At 37.8% G+C, this 21,665-nt stretch carries 21 protein-coding genes and 1 riboswitch; of the genes, 15 read left to right on the forward strand and 6 right to left on the reverse strand.

Features of this window, described 5'->3' with window-relative positions; all coding sequences use genetic code 11:
- Positions 1-59 precede the first annotated feature (59 nt).
- A riboswitch (cyclic di-GMP riboswitch) is annotated at positions 60-135 on the forward strand.
- A gap of 169 nt (positions 136-304) precedes the next feature.
- Entirely contained in the window at positions 305-1,495 is a 1,191-nt protein-coding gene (locus tag CZ490_RS19775; protein WP_077620459.1) for a sensor domain-containing diguanylate cyclase, read from the forward strand.
- A gap of 54 nt (positions 1,496-1,549) precedes the next feature.
- Here CZ490_RS19775 and CZ490_RS19780 read toward each other — a convergent pair whose 3' ends face one another.
- On the reverse strand, positions 1,550-1,837 hold the full coding sequence (locus tag CZ490_RS19780; protein ID WP_077620460.1) for a YxcD family protein: 288 nt from the start codon (positions 1,835-1,837) through the stop codon (positions 1,550-1,552).
- Complete coding sequence (locus CZ490_RS19785) at positions 1,825-2,268, reverse strand: hypothetical protein (RefSeq protein WP_077620461.1); 444 nt, start codon at positions 2,266-2,268, stop codon at positions 1,825-1,827. Before CZ490_RS19785 ends, CZ490_RS19780 begins: the two co-directional genes overlap by 13 nt.
- 354 nt (positions 2,269-2,622) lie before the next feature.
- On the opposite strand from CZ490_RS19785, the gene cyoE reads away from it, so the two are divergent.
- The 10 genes from cyoE (at position 2,623) to CZ490_RS19835 (ending at position 11,938) form a co-directional block, all read left to right on the forward strand.
- Positions 2,623-3,525, forward strand: coding sequence for a heme o synthase (cyoE, locus tag CZ490_RS19790; RefSeq protein ID WP_077620462.1), 903 nt, complete (start codon positions 2,623-2,625; stop codon positions 3,523-3,525).
- A 116-nt stretch (positions 3,526-3,641) separates the two neighbouring features.
- Positions 3,642-4,904: a phytoene desaturase family protein gene (locus tag CZ490_RS19795; protein WP_077620463.1), complete on the forward strand. Its 1,263-nt coding sequence runs from the start codon at positions 3,642-3,644 to the stop codon at positions 4,902-4,904.
- A gap of 7 nt (positions 4,905-4,911) precedes the next feature.
- Positions 4,912-5,775 carry an RNA polymerase sigma-70 factor gene (locus tag CZ490_RS19800; protein WP_159439992.1) on the forward strand — a complete coding sequence of 288 codons (864 nt, stop codon included), beginning with the start codon at positions 4,912-4,914 and terminating at the stop codon, positions 5,773-5,775.
- Positions 5,776-5,812: 37 nt separating this feature from the next.
- Positions 5,813-6,418 carry an SAM-dependent methyltransferase gene (locus tag CZ490_RS19805; RefSeq protein ID WP_077620465.1) on the forward strand — a complete coding sequence of 202 codons (606 nt, stop codon included), beginning with the start codon at positions 5,813-5,815 and terminating at the stop codon, positions 6,416-6,418.
- A gap of 290 nt (positions 6,419-6,708) precedes the next feature.
- Positions 6,709-6,858, forward strand: coding sequence for a cytochrome c oxidase subunit 2A (locus tag CZ490_RS22200; protein WP_142255406.1), 150 nt, complete (start codon positions 6,709-6,711; stop codon positions 6,856-6,858).
- Positions 6,859-6,870: 12 nt separating this feature from the next.
- Positions 6,871-7,338, forward strand: a complete 468-nt coding sequence (locus CZ490_RS19810; RefSeq protein ID WP_077620466.1) for a cytochrome c oxidase subunit II — start codon at positions 6,871-6,873, stop codon at positions 7,336-7,338.
- Between the two features lie 14 nt (positions 7,339-7,352).
- Entirely contained in the window at positions 7,353-9,044 is a 1,692-nt protein-coding gene (locus CZ490_RS19815; protein ID WP_077620467.1) for a cbb3-type cytochrome c oxidase subunit I, read from the forward strand.
- 439 nt (positions 9,045-9,483) lie between these two features.
- On the forward strand, positions 9,484-10,116 hold the full coding sequence (locus tag CZ490_RS19825; protein ID WP_077620469.1) for an SCO family protein: 633 nt from the start codon (positions 9,484-9,486) through the stop codon (positions 10,114-10,116).
- Between the two features lie 3 nt (positions 10,117-10,119).
- Positions 10,120-10,680, forward strand: a complete 561-nt coding sequence (locus CZ490_RS19830) for a hypothetical protein (RefSeq protein ID WP_077620470.1) — start codon at positions 10,120-10,122, stop codon at positions 10,678-10,680.
- A 115-nt stretch (positions 10,681-10,795) separates the two neighbouring features.
- On the forward strand, positions 10,796-11,938 hold the full coding sequence (locus CZ490_RS19835) for a trans-sulfuration enzyme family protein (protein WP_077620471.1): 1,143 nt from the start codon (positions 10,796-10,798) through the stop codon (positions 11,936-11,938).
- Positions 11,939-12,179: 241 nt separating this feature from the next.
- On the opposite strand, the gene CZ490_RS19840 is transcribed toward CZ490_RS19835, so the two are convergent.
- Positions 12,180-13,601 (reverse strand): sigma-54 interaction domain-containing protein, encoded by a 1,422-nt coding sequence (locus CZ490_RS19840; RefSeq protein WP_077620472.1) that lies wholly within the window; start codon positions 13,599-13,601, stop codon positions 12,180-12,182.
- Positions 13,602-13,855: 254 nt separating this feature from the next.
- Between CZ490_RS19840 and CZ490_RS19845 the strand changes: the two genes are divergently transcribed.
- Positions 13,856-15,058, forward strand: coding sequence for an ornithine--oxo-acid transaminase (locus CZ490_RS19845; RefSeq protein ID WP_077620473.1), 1,203 nt, complete (start codon positions 13,856-13,858; stop codon positions 15,056-15,058).
- Between the two features lie 49 nt (positions 15,059-15,107).
- Here the strand turns inward: CZ490_RS19845 and CZ490_RS19850 are convergent, their stop codons facing one another.
- Both CZ490_RS19850 and CZ490_RS22575 read right to left on the reverse strand, forming a co-directional pair.
- Positions 15,108-16,097 carry a dimethylarginine dimethylaminohydrolase family protein gene (locus CZ490_RS19850; protein ID WP_077620474.1) on the reverse strand — a complete coding sequence of 330 codons (990 nt, stop codon included), beginning with the start codon at positions 16,095-16,097 and terminating at the stop codon, positions 15,108-15,110.
- A gap of 81 nt (positions 16,098-16,178) precedes the next feature.
- A complete protein-coding gene (locus tag CZ490_RS22575; protein WP_200801610.1) occupies positions 16,179-16,346 on the reverse strand; it encodes a hypothetical protein in 168 nt (55 codons plus the stop codon).
- A gap of 263 nt (positions 16,347-16,609) precedes the next feature.
- On the opposite strand from CZ490_RS22575, the gene CZ490_RS19855 reads away from it, so the two are divergent.
- Positions 16,610-17,110: a cupin domain-containing protein gene (locus CZ490_RS19855; RefSeq protein ID WP_077620475.1), complete on the forward strand. Its 501-nt coding sequence runs from the start codon at positions 16,610-16,612 to the stop codon at positions 17,108-17,110.
- Between the two features lie 337 nt (positions 17,111-17,447).
- Positions 17,448-18,845 carry a tyrosine phenol-lyase gene (locus CZ490_RS19860; protein WP_077620476.1) on the forward strand — a complete coding sequence of 466 codons (1,398 nt, stop codon included), beginning with the start codon at positions 17,448-17,450 and terminating at the stop codon, positions 18,843-18,845.
- Positions 18,846-18,890: 45 nt separating this feature from the next.
- On the opposite strand, the gene CZ490_RS19865 is transcribed toward CZ490_RS19860, so the two are convergent.
- The gene (locus CZ490_RS19865) at positions 18,891-19,670 is read right to left on the reverse strand and encodes an ABC transporter ATP-binding protein (RefSeq protein ID WP_077620477.1); all 780 of its coding nucleotides are present in this window, start codon (positions 19,668-19,670) and stop codon (positions 18,891-18,893) included.
- Between the two features lie 210 nt (positions 19,671-19,880).
- Here CZ490_RS19865 and CZ490_RS19870 point away from each other — a divergent pair, with 210 nt between their 5' ends.
- Positions 19,881-21,611 carry a methyl-accepting chemotaxis protein gene (locus CZ490_RS19870; RefSeq protein ID WP_077620478.1) on the forward strand — a complete coding sequence of 577 codons (1,731 nt, stop codon included), beginning with the start codon at positions 19,881-19,883 and terminating at the stop codon, positions 21,609-21,611.
- Positions 21,612-21,665 lie beyond the last annotated feature (54 nt).

Genomic DNA, 21,665 nt, shown 5'->3' on the forward strand with positions numbered 1-21,665 from the left:
GATAAATAGAAATATAATTGAATTATAATTTAAAATTTTCGCTTTAGCGGAACAACTGAATAAAGTAAGAGCAAATTCATTGAAAGATGAAGACGCAAAACTATAGGGGCTAAAGTCCATAAATAAGTGTTCAAAGTGTCATTTTCGACTGACTATTGAAACATCCTTTAGGACATGCCAGCCAGTTGCCGAGTATAACTCGTATCGTAAAGAACGTAGATTAATCGGTGTTGATTAGTCTTTTTTTTGTACCTATTTGTCATATTTGTTGCTACTAAATAACTAGATTTTTGGAAGTGATTATATGGAAAAAACGATCCAGAATCTGAACGTACTGAAAAAATTAAGTGAACTAATAGAGATGGTTGGTTCTGAAAAAAATTTAATTTCTGATGAAGTTCGTGATTATTGTATAACAGCTTTTCAGGATACAGAAGAACAAAAAATAACGAGTACACTTTTAAATCAACTTCAACAAATGAATGAACAAATGGAAAACATGTCTTGGATGAACAAGCATTATCGAATCCTTCATGAATTTGCCCAAATCTGCAGTAAAACCTTAAATGAAAGTATTCTTCTCCAAAAGTCATATGAGATGGTTTCACGAGTTATGCCAACAGATGCTTTTTACATTGCTTTGCATAACCCTGGTGATTCTCACATTCAATTCATTTTTATCATGGACAATGGTGAACAGGCTCCGCCAAGTTTGGTGGAATTCGGTGAAAATTACACTTCTAAGGTTATTAAAACGAGAGAGATTGTCCATCTTAAACATTTAAATCAGAATATTGAATATGATACGAAGATGGGAGAAGGGGACGAGGATACAAGCTCGTGTCTATTTGTGCCAGTTGTCATTGATGATCAGGTAAAAGGTGTTATCTCGACTCAGAGCTTTAGGGACTTCGCCTATAGGAAAGAGCATGAGGAACTATTACAAATGATTGGGGCACAAGTAATTAATTCAATTCAAACAGCCAGATTATATGAAAAAATTTATACGATGTCTCGTACAGATGAATTAACTGGATTAAAGAACCATCGCGCTTTCCATGAGGAATTAGCGAGGTTAATCCATGATAAAAGTAATAAAATTACGGTCATGATGATTGATTCTGATGATTTAAAACAAGTTAATGATCGCTATGGACATGACATTGGCGATCAATATTTGAAGGTGCTTGCAGAAGGTATTAAATCGGTTTGTAACGACGAAATCGAAGGGTATCGATATGCAGGAGACGAGTTCATGCTCCTTATTAAAACCGATATTAAGAAGAGTGTTAAGGACATATATGCGACGCTAAAAGCCTACTACAATGAACATCATGTCTTAATTGAAAATGAAAAGGTTACCGTTTCTATTAGTACAGGTGTTGGTGTCTACCCTCAAAACGGGACAACCGTAGACTCTTTAAAAAAGGCTGCAGACAAGGCCCTTTATGTTGCTAAGGAAAGTGGAAAAAACAAGATGGTCATATCGAATTAAGAAAAGCTCATCCAATGGATGAGCTTTTTAAGTTGGGCTGGAAACTCGTTAACCTTAGTTAATATGAGCGATAATACCTTCTTCTTCATCTAATACCAGCTTTATTCCGGCGTAAGGATCTCTATTAAGAAATTCGCCAAGCCATAAGCGAATCGCTTCAATTAAATTCGCCATGATGAGGACCTGCTTTCTGTCGTTTACATAGACCTCTGCAGAAAAGCCGTAATCATCGTCATACATAAGCTCCACTTCAACTTCCTCAGGCTTTACCTGTTTTTTTAAGCCAATGTAGACACATACTGCATTAATAATTTCTTGTTCGGAAAGAATTAGCGTTGCCATGGATCAGCCTCATTTTTCTTGCGGTCCCGAATCATAACGAATACTTTTCGGATAATAACAATTAGAACATAAATTGCTATAACATTAATCATTAAGCCAAGAAATGAACCAAGCATACCCATTCCGCCTAATAGACCTCCGAATAAGAATCCTGCTAGACCCCCAAGCATGAGACCTTTCATAAGCCCACCTGACATAAGTCCGCCCTTAGGAGTAGTAGTCGTAGTGGATTTGTTTGTCACATTGTTATCATCTTTTTTCTGCTGTTGGAAGTTTGATTTATTCGTGTTTCCAATATTATTGTTGAATCCTTTTTTACCTGATTTATATCCTTTTGCTTCTACCGTTGTAAGGTTATCTTGGAAAACGAAGCTTCCAAGTGGTGAAAGAAGTAACGAAAGTGCAAGTAGCGCAGCGAAAACTTTTTTCATAAATGTAAGTACCTCCATAAGTTTATATTTATTTTTATATTATACCTTAATTTCCTTAAAAAGCTCTTTTAAACCACCTTCCTAATCTTACTACTTTATATACGATGAAACGGAGGATAGGTTTCGATTTATAAGAAAAATTATGTTGGTAAATTATTACTATATTATGAGAATTTGTAGGTAAAAAGTGGTTTCCTTATCCTAATGACTTTAAAAATGGTATAGTATATTTGAAGTATATTGAGTAACTCTATTTTAGCAACAAGTTCCAACCGTACTTAATGGTGGGATTCTTATTTTATGAATATACAATCTAGTTAATTGATTGAATAGAAGGCAGGAGAGAGGATACGAATGAAAACAGCAGTACATCTACAAAAAACATCCCTCATAGCTGATCTTAAATCTCTTTTTAAGGCAGGAGTTTTACTCGCGAATGTTCTACCTGTGTTTTCAGGATTTTGGTTAGCAATATATTTTACGGGTGCATCTTTCCAAGACAACTTAGGTTTGTTTTTATATACATTCATTGGCAGCACACTTGTTATGGCGGGGGCTCTCATCATTAACAACTGGTATGATGTAGACATAGATACAGTCATGGATCGGACAAAGAAACGTCCAACTGTGACTGGACACTTTTCGTTACAATTTGTATTGACCCTGGGAATAATCTGTACAGTATTAGGATTCTTTTTTCTGTTTTTCACAACCTTTGAAGCTGTCTTTTTTACATTTGTAGGCTGGTTTACGTATGTTGTGTTGTACACAATGTGGTCAAAGCGTAGGTTTACTATTAACACAGTGATTGGGAGTGTATCGGGTGCAGTTTCGCCGTTAATGGGATGGGCCGCGGTGGCACCAATTCAACATACAGTTCCAATTGTTCTCTTTTTAATTTTGTTTGTTTTTCAAATGCCCCATACGTATGCTATTGCGATAAGAAAGTATGATGAATATAAGGCTGCTGGAGTTGCGATGCTACCTGTTGTTCGCGGTTTTGAGGTGACCAAAAAGCACTTTTTATTCTGGGTCATCTGTCTGTTTCCATTACCTTTCTTTTTGTGGGATCTAGGAACGGTGTTTGTTGTACTGGCAACTTTGCTTAATGTTGGATGGATTATAGTAAGCATTAAAGGGTTTTCTGTCAAAGATGATATGAAATGGGCTCGATTGAATTTTCTTTATTCCGTTAATTATATTTTGCTAATCTTTCTGCTAATGGTGGTTGTTACACTGCCTAAATATCTCGGATAGAAATTGATTAACCTCGCTACTTTTATAGTGGCGGGTTTTTTTATCTTCAAACTTAATGTCACAAATTTCAACCCTCAATCGTCTTGATTATAAATAGATTGGTGGGAGTGAAATGTATGCAAAATACTGAACAGAATTGGGATTGTGTCATTATCGGAGGTGGCATTGCTGGCCTAATTGCGTCCATCTATTTAGCGCGAGCTGAAAAGTCTGTCCTTATTTTAGAAAAAGCAAAAACACTTGGGGGCAGGGGAAGAACAACGGTTAAAATGGATTCCTATTTGAACTTAGGGCCACATGCCCTATATTCTAAAGGATTAGCAATCGAAACACTACGTGAATTAGGCATTGAATTGGAGGGTGGCATTGTGCCGACGAGGGGGAAAATGATCCATAATGGCGAAATTTTTGATATACCTGCTTCGCCGTTTATACTGGTAACGAGCACTTTATTAAATTGGAATGCTAAAAAAGAGTTACTCTCTTTCTTCCTTAAATATAAGAAGATGAAAACAGATGGATTTAAAAATGTACCATTAGCTCAGTGGTTGCAGCATAGAATTAAGGATAAATTGGCAAGAAATCTTATTCTAATGCTTTCTCGGCTATCCTCTTACTCGGATGAGTCAGACCGGCTAAGTGCTGGTGCAGCAATAAAACAACTGCAATTAGGAAATGCGATGTACCTTAATAAGGGCTGGCAAAGTATGATAGATGCTTTAATAAATAAGGCGGTTGAGTTTGGAGTTCAGTTCCAAACTGTAAAGCATGTAAATAAAGTTACTGGCTCCTTTCCAGACCTATCGGTGCAAACAAATAAAGAAATAATTTATGCTAAAAATGTACTATCCACATCAAGTCCGCAGGAAACTTCAAAATTACTCAAAGAATATAAATGTACACCAGAGTTTATCAAGAAAGACTACATTCCTGTTCATGCAGCCTGCTTAGATCTCGTATTATCAAAGGTACCCAATCCGAATATTGACTTTGCAATGGGGGTAGAGGACCCCTTTTATTTCTCAAATCACTCGAAAATAGCAAAGCTGAGTAACCAAGATCACCAGGTAATACATGTTATGAAATATGGTATTTCCAATCAAGAAACTGAAAAGGAATTAGAAGAGTTTATGGAAATAGTTCAGCCTGGTTGGGAGGAGTTCGTAATCTATAAACGATATCTTCCTAGAATGACTGTTTCAAATCGGTTGGTTCTAGCCAGTAATGACGATGAGGTGTCTCCTTTGGTTAGTCAAATCCCAGGATTTTATATTGCGGGGGACTGGGTGGGAGATGCAATGCTTGCTGAAGCTTCATTTCAAAGTGGAAGAAAGGCTGCTCAGTTTATTCTTGAAAAATTTTCTATAAAGGTGGTGTAGCAATTTGTTGGATGAAGCGTTTTACAAGGAGTATAAGCCCCTCTTGTTTTCAATTGCCTATCGAATGATCGGGACTATTTCCGAGGCTGAGGATATCATCCACGATGTCCTCATAGATTTTGAGAAAACGAATTCTGATCAAATAATAAACATAAAAGCGTTTCTTTGCAAAATGGTAACAAATCGTTCAATCGATTATTTAAAATCAGCTCAAAAGCAAAGAGAAGTATATATAGGGCCATGGTTGCCAGAACCAATGATTATCGATGATTCCAATCCGGTGTACGCAATGGTTATACAAGATAATATTTCATATGCCCTACTTACGTTACTGGAACAACTTAGCCCTGTTGAACGAGCGGTATTTGTACTAAGAGAAGCGTTTGGATATGAATTTGATGAAATTGCTTCTTTTATTAACAAAGACGTAGTAAACTGTAGAAAAATTCTAAGTAGAGCAAGGAAGAAGATAGATTATAAGGATAATAGAAATAATAGGCATGTGGAAGAAGCAAAGCTGCAGCAATTGGTTCAGACATTTTTACTTGCCGCGACTACTGGAAATATGGAGAGGTTACTTCAGATTCTCTCAAATGATGCTATCCTCTATTCAGATGGCGGAGGTAGGGTGAAGGCTGCAGTAGTACCAATAAAAACGAAAGAGAGAGTTGCGCAGTTTATTACTGGACTTATCCGTAAGTTTGGTAGTGATGATGAATTGGATATCGGATTAGTCACTGTGAACGGACAATGCGGGATTATGATCAAGAGAAATAATCAACCTGAAAATGTGGTATGCTTTGAGGTAGAAGAAAGTCAAATAAAGTATATCTTTTCAATTCGTAATCCTGAAAAGCTTCCTAAATCATAAATTGATTCTATACTCATTAGCGCTAAGGAGATTACCAATGGATGACAAGTACTACGATGCATTATTACACGTGAAGACTGGTGGGGGGCAGAAGGGATTTAGCTCTTCTGTCCACTATCATCGCTATGAACCAACACCGTATGAAGGCCTCGATGCTCTGTTTAGGCATTATCAATTAAAGAAATCGGATAGGGTTGTGGACTTTGGTTGTGGAAAAGGAAGACTCCTTTTTTATATTCATCATTATTTTGGTTCAGCTGTGGTAGGTGTTGAGATTGACAAATCTTTATATCATGAAGCGAACGAAAATAAAGTACGCTATTTGAAAAAAACTGCTACACCAAAAGATGAGATTGAAATTTACCATTGTGCGGCGCAGGATTATGAGATTCATCCTCGAGATAATCGCTTCTACTTTTTCAACCCTTTCTCAATTCAGGTTTTCAAGCATACGATTTCAAATATTCTTCGTTCATTCGAACAGAATCCACGAGAAATAGAAATCATCCTTTATTATGGTTCAACAGATTACACGTATTTCTTGGAAAACCATACACCATTTCAACTTTTAAAAGAGATTACCATTCCGGTGATGTTTGAGAAAAACACATATGAGCGATTTTTAATGTATCGCCTGAGATAGGTAGCTTCCAACGAGCGGAGCTGCCTTTTTTGTATTGGAAAGGATGTTCACCAATTTGTCAATTTTCTTTTTTAAAGGGGTGGATTTTAATATAGGGAGGTTAAAATCCTTGCTGTATCAAGCCTTAGATGAGTTTTTTGTCATTTTTAAAGGATGAGATAATGAAAAATTTCTCGTCTTTTTTTAGTTGGTGTATCAAAAATTACACTCTATGTGTGATTCAGTTCACAACATTGAGAATGGTTCCTAATTATGATGTAAGTAAGAAGAACATAAGGAGGTTGAGTTGGATGGGAGCTTCAAAGGTTAACCGCAATAAAAACACAGTTGGGGAACAACAAGGACCACTAGTTGGAACTTGGATTTCAGTTGGTGTTGTTGGAGCAGTCATTCTTGCTACGTATATATTACTATTCGGCTTATTTATGGCTAGATTTTAGGAGGGGTAATAAATGAAAATGCATCGTGATGAAAAAGTATGGCTAACCATAAGCTTCGGTTTAATTATTGGATTCATGCTATTAACAGGTTATCAAACATTTGCATTGGAAATGGGACCACCAAGTGAAATGCAAACAATCGATCCACAAAAGGTTGATGAAACAGCTCCATTTGACAAACCAGGTGTTTACCAAGTTGGAGAAAATGAATATGAAGTGGTTATGACATTAGAAATCTTTAGCTTTAACCCTGGTAATATCGAAGTGCCAGCTGGCGCAAAAGTTAAATTTATCATGACATCTAAAGACGTTGTTCACGGATTCCAAGTGGCAGGTACAAATTTAAACGCAATGGTAATGCCAGGACATGTTCAAACAATTACTCAAACATTTGATGAACCTGGTGAGTATTTGATTTTATGTAATGAATATTGTGGTGCGGGTCACCAATTAATGGCTACAACAATTACGGTGAAATAAAGGAGGGGAGACCAATGGCAACAGTATTAAACAATTCAGATTTAACAATTAAAGAAAAAGCAAAGAGAGCCTTAGGTGTAAATCCAGAAGATGCAAAAATCTCAAAATCTTATTTATCAGTAGCATTTATCGCATTATTATTAGGTGGACTATTTGGGTTATTTCAAGGATTAAACCGTGCAGGTCTTCTAGAATTACCAAGTTGGCTTAACTACTACCAAGTATTAACAGCACACGGTCTACTGTTAGTAGTAGTATTTTCAGCATTCGTTACAATCGGTTATTTCTACGCAGCTCTTTCACATGATTTAGGTGGACTGCTACCTAAGGTTAAAAAAATGGCATGGGTTGGTTTCTGGACGAAGATAGTTGGTATTGTCCTCGTTGTAATTCCAGTTCTTATGAATGAAGCATCTGTAATGTATACTTTCTACCCACCAATGGCAGCACACCCAGTATTCTATATCGGGTTAGCATTAGTTGTAGTTGGTATTTGGATCCTAGCAGCTGGCGCATTTATTCAAGTAGCAACCTGGAGAAAAAATCATAAAGGTCAACATCTTCCAATTCTCTCTTTCTTTGCAACAGGCGTATTCATTTTACTAGTTGGTGCTACTTCATTCGTTGCAGTTGAGGTATTATTCTTAATTCTACCTTGGTCACTTGGCTGGGTGGACACAATTAATGTAATGGTTTCTCGTACATTATTCTGGGCATTTGGACACACAGCGGTTAACATTTGGTATTTAACAGCGGTATCTGCTTGGTATGTTATCATACCAAAAATCATCGGCGGAAAACGCTGGAGTGACACACTTACTCGTGTAGTTGTTATCGCATTAGTTATCATGAATATTACTGGTGGCTTCCATCACCAAATCATTGACCCTGGTATTAATCTATCAGTAAAATTCCTACACGTATTTATGAGTTTAGCAATTGGTTTCCCTTCATTAATGACAGCTTGGGCTATGTTCGCAGTATTTGAGCGTACTGGAAGAGCAAAAGGTGGAAAAGGTGCATTAGGTTGGCTTAAAAAGTTACCTTGGGGAGATGTTCGTTTCCTATCACCATTTATCGCAATGGCAGCGTTCATTCCAGCAGGTGCTGGTGGTATTGCGCAAACAACTAACCAACTGGATCAAGTTGTACACAATACAATGTGGGTTGTAGGACATTTCCATTTAACACTAGGTATGGCGGTAGTAATGACTTTCTTCGGAATTATGTACTGGTTAATACCACATCTTTCAGGGCGTGTATTAACAAAAGGAATGAATAAACTCGGTGTTATTCAAACGATAATTTGGACAGCTGGTATGGTTATCATGGCGATTACAATGCACTGGGTTGGACTTCTTGGCTCTCCAAGACGAACATCTTTCACAGACTACTTTGGAAGTGCACAAGCAGCAGGTTGGGAGCCATTCATGATGGTAATCGGTATTGGTGCAACATTATTACTAATCGGCGTAATTATCCAAGTATATGCAGTATTTAACATGATGTTCTTTGCACCAAAAGGTGAAACAGAATTCCCAGTCGCAGAAGTAGAAGAAAATGCTTCAAAAACTCCGTTCTGGACAGAACGTTGGGGACTATGGGTTGTGCTAATGGTTCTAGTAGTTGCAATGGCATATGTATTACCATTAACAGAAATGATTGTAAACGCACCTCCAGGATCACCACCATTCAAAACATGGTAATTAGAAAAGCGGAGGCGAGCGTTAAGCGACGTACGGACTGAGGCCCATACGAAGTGGGTCACACAGACGTTGCCACAGGACGTGGCGAACTTAGTCTGTGTTCCTTCAAGGAATAAAGGAAACACGGAGAGCGGAGCGAACCGATGTTGACCTTATCGTACGAAGGGTGAGGGAAGTCTCGCTAGTCGCTGCGAGCCGAAGCTGGACAAAAGGAAAAGCGGAGGCGCCTTGCCCAGAAACGAGAAAACTGGAGATTCCGACAAAGAGGCGTACTTAGCCTCTGCAGGAGGAATAGAAGTTTCTCGAGTTTCTAGGCGCCGAAGCTGGACAAAAGGAAAAGCGGAGGCGAGCGTTGAAGTAGGCATTTTGAGAGATAGCGAAAAAATGCTATCTCTTTCAACCATTAACATGTGAAAACTAGAAATAGGATGTGATTAGCGTGATCAAAAAAAATCGCACAACATTCGCTAACATCTTCATTTTATTATTTGGATGTGCGCTGTTCTATATGGGGACTGACGGGCTACAAGCATTTACTGCAGAAACAGCAAGAGTAAACCAGCTAATAGAAGAGAAGCCCACATTTCCAGATGTAACTTTGGAGGACAGTGAGGGGCGGACATATCCTATTTCTGAGTTTGAAGATAAATATGTATTCATCACATTTATCTATACAGCCTGTACAACAGTTTGTCCTCAGCTGGAAATGAATATGGCTCAGGTTTATGAGCAAATTCCTCAAGAATACATTGGGGAAGAAATTGTCTTTTTAAGTATTAGTTTTGACCCAACAAGGGATGACCCAGCAACTTTAGATCAATATCGAAACTATTTCGGGTCAGACGGTGAAACATGGAGAATGGCTAGGATTTCAAACGAGACTGAATTGCAGTCCCTTCTTGAATCATTTGGTGTAATTGTCATACCTGATGGAAAAGGGAATTTTGCCCATAACTCTGCTTTTTATTTGGTAGATCCGAATGGTTCCTTGATTGATGTTATGGACTATCGTGAAATTGATCAAGCGGCTTCCAAGGTTATTAGCATCTTAGATACTGAAAAGGGGGAATAGGCTTTGAAACAATTTTTGATCGGACTAGGACTATTAATCGTATTAGCACTACCCCCAGTTGCTAATTTACTTGAATCCATCATGATTATCCATATGCATATGCAAATGCCTTCGATTGTGATTGCTGGTTTCTTAATGGGAAAACTCTTTCAACAAAGGTTTCCGACGCTTTTTGAAAAATGGAACGAAAATGGAGTGCCTGGAATTTTGTTATTTACCGTCATTATGGTGTACTGGACAATCCCAAAAACAATGGATGAAACGTTAACCATTACAAGCATGGAAGTATTTAAATTTTTTAGTTTATCTTTATTAGCGGGTGTTCCATTACGAGATAGCTGGAAGAAACTAAGTGATCGAGCAAAGAATTTAGTTTTTATTTTTTTCACAGTGAAGTATTTGGGTATGGGAGTGTTATATATTAATACAAACATGCAACTATGTAATAACTACCTGGTAATCGATCAAATCACTCTGGGCTGGGGATTTATTACAACAGCAATTTGTATTGCCATCTATTTGGTATATAACAATTTTACAGATCAATCGATATATAAGGAATAGAGTAGAGAAGCTGCAACCTGCGGCTTCTCTTTTTTAAAAACTGGTAGTGTTCCAATTGACAACCAAAAAAATAAAGTTCAGAATAATAACAATACAAAAAAAGAAGGTGGAAAAGTTGGCAAAAAGGTTTGAAACGAAATTAATACATAGTACTGAAAAGGGCAAGATCCCAATTAGAAGTAAGGTAACACCAATCTATCAAACATCCGCCTTTACCTTTGATAGCCTTGAAGATTTAGAGGGTTACTTCCAAGGGGAAGGAAATTATTTATATTCTCGTACGGGAAATCCAAATCCAGATGAGCTTGGCCAAATGGTAGCTGCAATTGAAGGTGCACCAGCTGGGATTGCTACATCTTCAGGACTTTCTGCTATTTTTGCTGGTGTCCTATCAGTTGCCAAAAGTGGAGATCATATTGTTGCAGCAGAGGATGTATATGGAGGAAGTTTTCATCTATTACGAGAAGAATTGCATCAACTAGGCATTGAAACGACATTTGTTTCATTCACAAATCTTGAATTAGTAGAAAAGGCAATCCAACCTAATACTAAACTACTCTATACAGAGTCTATTACAAATCCACTTTTACGAGTAGAAAACCTACAAGCTGTAGTTGGACTTGCGAAACGGCATAACCTGGTGACTGTAGTAGATAATACATTTGCAACACCTTATCATTGTAACCCATATGACCTTGGCGTCGAGTTGGTTGTTCATAGTGCGACTAAATACATTGGGGGACATAGTGATGTTACAGCCGGTGTAGTTGTGGGAAGAGAGGACTTGGTTGCAAAAGCACGTGAGAAGGTGGTTAATATTGGTGCGAATGTGAGTCCTTTTGAAGCCTGGCTTACCACTCGAGGATTAAAAACGTTAGCAGTTCGTATGCAGGTACAGTCTTCAAATGCACGAAAGCTTGCCGACGCATTTAAGAATAACTCACATATTTCAAGAGTTTACTATCCTTTTGAGGAAGACGTTACTGGTTACGGCGCAATGGTTACTGTTGAACTTGCGCAGACTGTTGATGTGGAAGGATTTTTTAAGTCATTAGGATGGGTGAAAATAGTTCCTACTTTAGCGGGGGTAGAAACGACGGTATCACACCCTCTAAAGACATCCCATCGTTCACTACCACCTGAAGCGCAGGATGCTTTAGGGATTACAAACCATCTTGTTCGAATCTCAGTCGGAATTGAACATTCTGAAGATATCATTTCAGTGTTTGAACAAGCCGTTGAAAACTCTATTAAATAATCCAATTAGAAAGAGTATCCATGAAAGTGGATACTCTTTTGTTAGAATTTAAATAAGAGATTTTGTTTAAACAAACGTTTGATTGAAAGGTAAACCTGTCATCTTTATTCGGTGATTCGACCTATTTCTACTCATTTCCCGAGCAATAATTGTTTCCTAGTGTTGTAATTTGAAAATGAATGTAGAAATATAGATTTAGTGAAAAATTTTTTAGGAGCCAGGAGAACCGTCAAAGTAATGTTTACCTTGGTTTTTGAATTCCGTATTTTTTTAGTCTATATTGTAGGTTTTGGCGACTCATACCAAGAGCTTTCGCAGACTTTGTTATATTATATGAATAGCGTTCAAGCACATTTTTTAAGTATAGTGTCTCAGCGTCCTCCATATATTTGTCTAATGGCTGAATTTCGGTTAATTCAATTGCATGTGAGTTTAATTGTGTAATGCTGGAGTTTGAACTTATCTTCTTTCGGAAATGCATAGGGAGATGATTGTATGAAATCGCATCTTCATATGTAATAGCGTTTAATGCGCCCTCAATCATATGTTCTAACTCGCGAACATTTCCAGGCCAGTCGTATTCCAAAAAAGTCAGTAGGACCTTGTCATCAATCCTTTTTACATCCATACCAAATAGATAATTATATTTTTGCATAAAAGCATATGCGAGATCTTTTATATCTTCCTTACGTTTACGTAGTGGAGGTATAAAAAGGGTTACAACACTTAATCTGTAGAACAGGTCCTTACGAAGTCTACCTTCTGAAATGGCATCAACAGGGTCCTCGTTCATCGTGGCAATAATTCGGACATTCACTTTTTTATCCTTCGTATCACCGACTCTTCGAACGACCTTCTCCTGGATTACACGCAGTAGCTTGGCTTGAAGCGAAGGGTTTACTGAATTAATTTCGTCTAGTAGCAAAGTGCCTCCTTCAGCTTGTTCAAATAGTCCAGGACGGTCAACTGCTCCCGTAAATCCACCTTTCTTCGTACCAAATAAGATACCTTCGATTAGACCATCTGGTAATGCCGCACAATTTTGAGAGATAAAAGGTGCAGAAGACCTGCTGCTTTCATAATGTATACTTTGGGCAAAAAGCTCCTTTCCAGTTCCGGTATCTCCAATAATGAGAACCGAGGAACTTGTACGAGTAGCACGTTTGCTGGCCTCAATGACCTCTGAAATTACGGTGCTATCTCCTATAATGCTATCGAACGTGTAATGTGTATCACCTCTGCGATTTATATTATCACGCATTAATTTCTCAATTTTAGTAATATCACGAGCAATTTCCATCGCCCCAATCTGTTTATGGCCGTCCATTATCGGGGTTGTATTATTGATGGTAGTGATTTCTAGTCCGCGATTATTGTAATAGGTCTGTTTTTCGTTTTTTAAGGGATCTCCTGTTTTAAGAACTTGAAGTAAGGTGCTATCTTCATTTTTATGAAAGGAAAATACATCTACAAGTCTTTTGTAGAGAACGTCATTTTGATTCATACCCTCTATTTGTGCCATTTTTTGATTGTAGATAATTGTTGTACCTTCAGAGTCTACAACATGTATTCCAACGTCAACCTCATTTACAACCTGTTTTGCTGCTACGATTTCGACTAATTCTCGTTGTGTCAAAGTATCACCGCCATTTTTTACTTTCATTATAAGAGAAATAAGGAGTAAAGCAAAATATTTTTGCCTCCAAAATTAGTTGGTGAAAATATTTTTTGCTATTTTACGCAAAAAAATTTTGCTCATTTTAAAAAATATGGGGAAAAACTCAGATGTAATCAGGCATTAAGGTAAAAAAACAACAAAAGGGCAGCTTTCAAGAAGCTTGGCATGATTCTTGCATAATATAGTAATAAAGAAGCAATTCTTATAAAAGGTTTAAATAGGATTTGGAGGTTGTTTAAATGAATCAGGCTAAAACCAGTTCGACAACAATAATTCAGCAGACGGAAAAGTTTGGTGCAAATAATTATCATCCGCTACCGATTGTGATTTCAAAGGCTGAAGGTGCATGGGTGGAGGATCCCGAGGGTAATAAATACATGGACATGTTGAGTGCATATTCAGCGGTTAATCAGGGTCACCGCCATCCGAAGATTATTCAAGCCTTAAAAGACCAAGCGGATCGGGTAACATTAACTTCACGTGCTTTTCACAATGATCAGCTTGGGCCTTGGTATGAATTAATATGCAAAATTACCAATAAAGAGATGGCTCTACCAATGAACACAGGAGCCGAGGCTGTAGAAACAGCAATTAAGGCAGCACGTAGGTGGGCTTACGATGTAAAGGGCGTAAAAGAAAACCAAGCAGAAATCATCGCGTGTGTAGGAAACTTTCATGGTCGTACGATGACTGCAGTTTCTTTATCTTCTGAAGACGAATATAAGCGTGGTTTTGGTCCAATGTTGCCTGGAATTAAGCTGGTACCGTATGGTGACATTGCTGCACTAAGAAATGCAATAACTGAACATACAGCAGCTTTTCTTTTTGAACCCATTCAAGGTGAGGCAGGAATTATCATTCCACCAAAAGGCTATCTGAAACAAGCTTTTGAGACATGTAAGCAAAACAATGTCCTGTTTATTGCGGATGAAATCCAAGCGGGTCTTTGCAGATCTGGTAAGATGTTAGCGTGTGATTGGGAAGAAGTAGAGCCTGATATGTATATTTTAGGAAAAGCATTAGGCGGTGGGGTGTTCCCGATTTCTTGTGTCGTAGCCAACAAGAATGTGTTAGGTGTATTTAATCCTGGTTCACATGGTTCTACTTTCGGTGGTAATCCAATGGCTTGTGCTGTATCGATTGCGTCTTTACAGGTGTTAATCGATGAAGATTTGGCACAACGTTCTCTGGAACTCGGGGACTACTTTTTAAATCGATTAAAAGAGATTAAGAATCCAATTATTAAAGAGGTTCGTGGTCGTGGTTTGTTTATTGGTGTAGAGTTAACAGAGGCAGCTAGACCTTATTGTGAGGCATTAAAGCAAGAGGGACTGCTATGTAAAGAAACACATGAGACTGTGATTCGATTTGCTCCACCCTTAATCGTAACAAAAGAGGAATTGGACTGGGCAATTGAACGAATTGTGAAGGTTTTAAGCTAAAGTTTCTAAAAAAGGATCAATAGCTGATCCTTTTTTGCCTTACTTATGGCTAGACTGGCTCACGAGTCAGTGGAAGTGTTAGACAGTGAATGCCGCCACCTAATTTATAGAATTCAGAGATATCAACAGGAATAATTTCAATTCCGTTTGCTTTAAGTAATTCCATCGTTTTCACTCCAGAGGAGGGGAAAATAAGTCTTCCAGGTGAAACCGGTAAGACATTTATGGTCAAGGGGGGATCTTCTGGGTGAACATGGAATAATTCAATTTTTCTTTTATGAAGTTCATCTATAAACCAATATGGAAGTAGAGCTTTATTTATTAGTGCTTTATCACGGTCAATAAGGAGAAATGCTTCATCAAGATGAATGATAGTTGATGGCAAGTCTACGGTTATAAGTTCAATATTTTGTAGTGAGAGTATGTACTGCAATTGCTCAATCCCACTAGGACTTACACGTTCAGAACGACCGATAATGGCCGTATGTTCATTTAGCATCGTAAAACTTCCACCTTCAACAAATCCATTACCTTGAATGCATCCTAAAATGGGTATTCCTACTTTAGCAAACGTTTGTGAGGCTAGACGTGTTTCACCATATCGAATATAAATAGCTAGTCTGGATAGAATGACGCCACTTGGTATAACCATTCCTAAATCTCTAGTGAAGGTCCTTTCTGGAAGGTCTTCCTGATTTCCCTCAAGATAAATAACCTCTATGCCTTCGTGCTCTAATGCTTTAACTAGCTTGTCGTGTTGATCTTGTAAAACAATTAGATCTACTTTTTGGTTTTTTTCAAGGTCTTCTGGTTGTGTACCCTTGATATATTTTACCAATAATGGACCAGATTCAATATCCTTTGGATTCTGTTTTAGGTTTAGTACTTCTTTTCCAGGCCGATGCATCACAACCTTGGTTAATTTTCCTACATCATTGGTAACGCCCCATGACTCTCTCCATACATCTTTAATAAGGGTATAGTCGTGAAAGGGCTCCTGCACAAGGTTGCGGGTGTGTTTTTGATTTGCTTCTTTCATTTAATTCCTCCTTACTTCAATCCATTATTTAAAAAAGCCCCATAGATTCAATCATGGGGGCTTTATCGGTTGTTTACTAATTTAAGGCATTTCATCTTCTTTTACTCTATTTTTAAAAGCTTCATGTGAGACAATCCCTTCCATTTGTTCGAATTGACGACTGTGATCTTTTTCTTCACTAGTGCTGTTCTTTGGGAAATTGCCAGGATGGCCTTTTTCTTTGTGGTTAAAGTTTTTTCCGCGTCCCATATTCATGTCTCCTTTCAGATTCATTCCTCCGTAGTTTTTGCATTCCTATGGTTTGTATGTATTCCGTCTTATTTGGTAAATCGAGGAAGGGTCAAGAAAAACCATGCAACTCCTTTTCATCGATGTGTGAAGAGGGGTTATGTCCCCAATCTAGCACAGAAAATCCAAACAATCCCTATATGTCCTAGGGGGATTTTTAAGTACAGGTTCTCATTGAAATAGGTTAGACTAGTAATAATGTTTTAATGTGAGGAGTTTTAAAATTGAACCAAAAAAATGCACAATACTACATATCAAATCTTGGACTTGAACCACACCCCGAAGGTGGCTTTTATAAGCAAACTTTTATATCAGATATGGTGACCCATACGGAACAAGACAAGGAGAGAAGACTCTACACGAGTATCTATTTTCTGCTGAGATCTCAAGATGTTTCCCATCTACATAGATTACAATCTGATGAACTCTGGTATTACCATGGTGGCAGTTCTTTAACAGTCCATATTATCGATGAAAAAGGAGACTATAAAGAGGTGAATCTTGGTCTGCAACTTGATCAAGGAGAGGTCCCACAAATTCTCGTACCAAAACACTCCATTTTTGGATCATCAGTTAAGGATAAAAATACTTTTTCTCTTGTTGGCTGTATGGTCTCTCCAGGTTTTGAATTTGAGGACTTTGAATTATTTACTCAGGAAGAATTACTGCAGGAATATCCTCAACATGAGGAGGTTATTCGTAAACTTGCGTATAAGAAAAAGTAGATGCGAATACTAAAATTATCGTTCCTCGATATATAACAGCAACGATTTCAGAGCAAATTTCCAATTCAAACAAACGCTTGAATGAAATTTGAATTGCCTATTGGCATTGAGATAGAACGCTAAACAAACGTTTGATTGAATTAATTAGTGTAAAATGAAACAGATTTTTTAAAAATTATATCCAAATACTATTAAAAATTGCCTTTTCCACTGATGTTGGTAGGGCATTTTTTAATGATTTAATGCGTTTATCATGTAATGGGAATTCTTGAGAAAAAAGCCGAACTTATTTTACATTAGATATAGAGTGAATTTTCTAAAAGATGGAGGGGTTCGGATGAAGAGGAGAACGGCAGAACCATATAAAATTAAGGCGGTAGAACCATTAGCAATGCTGACCTATGAGGAAAGAAAAGAAGCTTTGAAGCGAGCAGGGTACAACACATTTCTCATTGACTCAGAGGACGTGTATATCGATCTATTGACAGACAGTGGAACAAGTGCAATGAGTGACCGCCAATGGGGAGCATTAATGGTTGGCGATGAAGCCTATGCAGGGAGTAGAAGCTGGAAAAAACTAGAGCAGGCAGTCAGGGAGATATATGGATACAAGTTTGTGTTGCCAACCCACCAAGGACGTGGTGCAGAAAATATATTATCACAATTAAAAATAAAACATGGTGATGTGGTACCTGGGAATATGTATTTTACAACAACGCGTGCACATCAGGAAATGAATGGGGCAAGGTTTGTCGACATCATAATTGATGAAGCGCATGATTCAACGATAGCACATCCTTTTAAAGGGAATGTAGACTTATCCAAATTACAGGCTCTTATTAATGATGTAGGGGCTGAACGAATACCTTATGTTTGTGTGGCAGTGACGGTTAACATGGCTGGTGGTCAGCCGGTTAGTATGGAGAACATGAGGGAGATTTATACCCTTTGTAGAAGCCATGGGATTGACGTAATGCTTGATGCCACACGTTGTGTAGAGAATGCGTATTTTATAAAAGAAAGAGAATCTGGCTACGAAAACCATCGAATTAAGGACATTTTAAAAGAGATGTTATCGTATTCAGATGGCTGTACGATGAGTGGTAAAAAGGACTGCTTAGTGAATATTGGTGGCTTCCTTGCAATGAATGATGAGGAGCTTTACGCAAAGTCACGTGAATTGGTGGTCGTATATGAAGGGATGCCGTCATATGGTGGCATGGCTGGTCGTGATATGGAAGCGATGGCACAGGGTATCTATGAATCGGTCGATGACCATTATATTCATCACCGAATTCAGCAGGTCAGATACCTAGGTGATCAGTTAATCGAAGCGGGTGTTCCGGTTGTTCAGCCGATTGGCGGTCACGCTGTATATCTAGACGCTAGACAATTTTTATCTCACTTACAACAAGAGGAATTTCCTGCACAAGCACTGGCTGCTGCTCTTTATCTCGATTCAGGAGTTAGGGCAATGGAGAGAGGAATTGTTTCAGCAGGAAGAAATAATATAACCGGAGAACATAACAAACCAAAGCTCGAGCTTGTTCGCTTAACGATACCAAGGAGAGTATACACGAATAATCATATGGATGTTGTTGCTGATTCAGTGATAGCCCTATATGAGAAGAGGGACGAAATTGGGGGTTTGAGAATGGACTACGAGCCACCAACACTTCGATTTTTCAATGCAAGATTTTCACCATTATCGAATGGTTCAAAAACTACTATCTGAGGCTTAGAAGAAAGCCAGCTCTTTTTTTAGAGGGCTGGCTAATGTTTACTTGTTCTTTACTAGATAAGGACGATCGTTTTCCCAACGAACATGAACAGGGATATTAAAATAGTTCGTTAGAATCTCACTAGTAATAATCTGGTTCGTTTGTCCCGAAGCATATACTTCACCGCTTTTTAGGAGCATGGTTTTACTAAAGACCGGAAGAATCTCTTCAATATGATGAGTTACATAAATAATGGTGGGTGAGTTTGCTTTGTTAGCGAGTTTTTCAATAGAATCTAGTAATTGTTCTCTTGCAATAAAATCTAGCCCATTAGTGGGTTCATCTAGAATGAGAATAGACGGATCTGCCATTAATGCTCGTGCAATCAATACTCGTTGTCTTTCTCCTTGAGAAAGAGTGCCGTATTCTCTGTTCGCATAACCGATACAACCGAGTTCTTCAAGAAGTCCACTTGCCTTTTCTCTCATTTCATCAGTAGGGGTTTGGTATAAGCCGATTGATGCAAATGCGCCGCTCAGTACAACTTCAAATGCGTTGTCTGTCTGATAGATTTTCCCCTGTAATGAGGCAGAAACGAAGCCGATTCTCTTCCGAAGCTCCTCTCCTAAATACACTTTTCCAAATGTGAGCCCTAAAACAGTAGCTTTACCACTCGTAGGGAAATTATAGGCATTGATTATGTCTAGTAATGCAGTTTTTCCAGACCCATTAAGCCCATAGAGCACCCAATGCTCTCCTTGTTCTATCTGCCAATTAATATTCTGCAGAATTTGTACATCATCACGCTTAAGTGTCACATTCTCCAAATCTAAAACCATTAGAATCCCTCCTATAATATAGATTAATAATATCAAATTATTCAGATAAAAGTGAAGAACGTGACTTAATGAGTTACATATCTGCATTTAAAAACGGGGGATTGAGGCCACACTACATAATCCCTTTACATAATCTTAATAGGGAATTTACATTGCTTGTTTATAATTTTCGTTATATAGGTTAAAAGTCTTGGATGGGGGTTTGTGTTCGTGAGAAAAAAGTTGGGTAAAAGTATAGATAAAGAGAATAGTGGTAGGAATAGATTTTTTGATAGGTTTTTCAAGAAATTAAATTTAAGTGCCCGACTATTTATCCTGTTTGTTTCATTGTTAGTCATATCTGTTGTGACAGTAGGAACCATTTCGTACATAAAAGCAAAAGAAATAACAATTGAAACGATTGAACAAAGGTTAGTCAGTGAAGCAGAATTAATGGGTTACATTGCAGAAGGATTAAAATTCGTTTACGTCAGTTCAGACGACTATTTTATGCAACAGCTAAATGGAAATGTCCGTATACAACAGAATAAGCTTGAGGCAGATGGAATAGAGGCGGAGTTTTTCTATATTCAAAATCAAAAAATAGTTCCATTCAAGGTGAGTAAAGATGCTATTCCATCTTTACCAAAACAGACTGTGGAGACATTACTTAATCAGAAAAACGGTGTAATTCATGAGCGAATCAACGGAGAGGATTTTACAGTATCATTCCATACCATAGAAGAAATAGATGGAATTTATGGAATTCTCATACCCACGAAGTCGTATACAGGTCCAGTTGACCAATTGGCCTATTTTACATTACTCGTGATTGCAATTAGCATTATCGTTATGACGATTGTGATTGTCCTATTTGTTCGGACTATAGTGAAGCCATTAAGTGCATTAAGTAAAACGATGAAAGAAGTAAGAGATGGTAATCTTCAGCACTCTGTTGATATTCGAACAACTATCCCTGAAATTACTTCATTACATAAGAGTTATAATGCAATGATAGATCAAATGAGGAATATGATAAATGAATTACTAACGTCAACGAAAGAATTGGAAAAAACCGGTGATGAATTGACGGTTTCATCGCAGGAAGCCCTAGAGTCCAGTCATCAATTAATTTCAGCTATTGATACGGTAAGACTAGGCGCAGAACATACAGCAACTAGTTCGGAGGAAAGTGCTTTAGGCTTTAGAACAATGTCCAACCGGATAGAGGATATTACACTCAATATGAAAACGGTGATTGCAAGCTCAAAAAATATGAATCTCTCAGCGGTACGAGGTGAGAAGAATATAGGTCAAATGATTTCAACAATAGAATCGTTCGAGAGTGATTTCGCTCGTCTAACAAAAACAATTAAAGAAGTAAAAGATTATTCAGTTGAAATTACTTCACTTGTTGAATTAGTAACGGAAATTGCGAAACAAACGAAACTATTAGCTTTAAATGCTACCATTGAAGCCGCACGTGCTGGGGACGCTGGAAAAGGGTTTGCGGTCGTTGCCCAAGAGGTACAAAAGCTTGCAGAGCAGTCAACGAAAGCGACTGATGAAATTACAAACGCAATTACAAATATGGAATCTATTACATTGTTGGCTTCAACTGAATTTGAACAAATGTTGATTGATATTAAATCCAATCTTCAATTGGCGAATGAGTCAAAGGTATCCATTAACGAGTTAATGAGTGGAATATTTGAGGTAAGTAAGAATATTGAACGTATGCAAAGTGAACTTACGGGGTTAGAAGGTATTGTTCCAGATTTACAGCAATCTGTAACACAATTCTCTTCAGTGTCTCAGGAGACATTAGCAAGTGCCGAAGAAATGTTAGCATATAGTGAAAATCAAATCGAGCAAATGGAAAGCACAAACGGTGTAGGAAAAAGACTTCATAATCTGTCCAAGTCTTTATCGAAACTGACTCGGAAATTTACTATTAATTAATAAATTAGAGCGAAAGGCCATTTCACATAGACTTTATGTAGAATGGCCTTTTGT

Source organism: Litchfieldia sinesaloumensis, from assembly GCF_900156865.1.
GTDB lineage: Bacteria > Bacillota > Bacilli > Bacillales > Bacillaceae_L > Ferdinandcohnia > Ferdinandcohnia sinesaloumensis.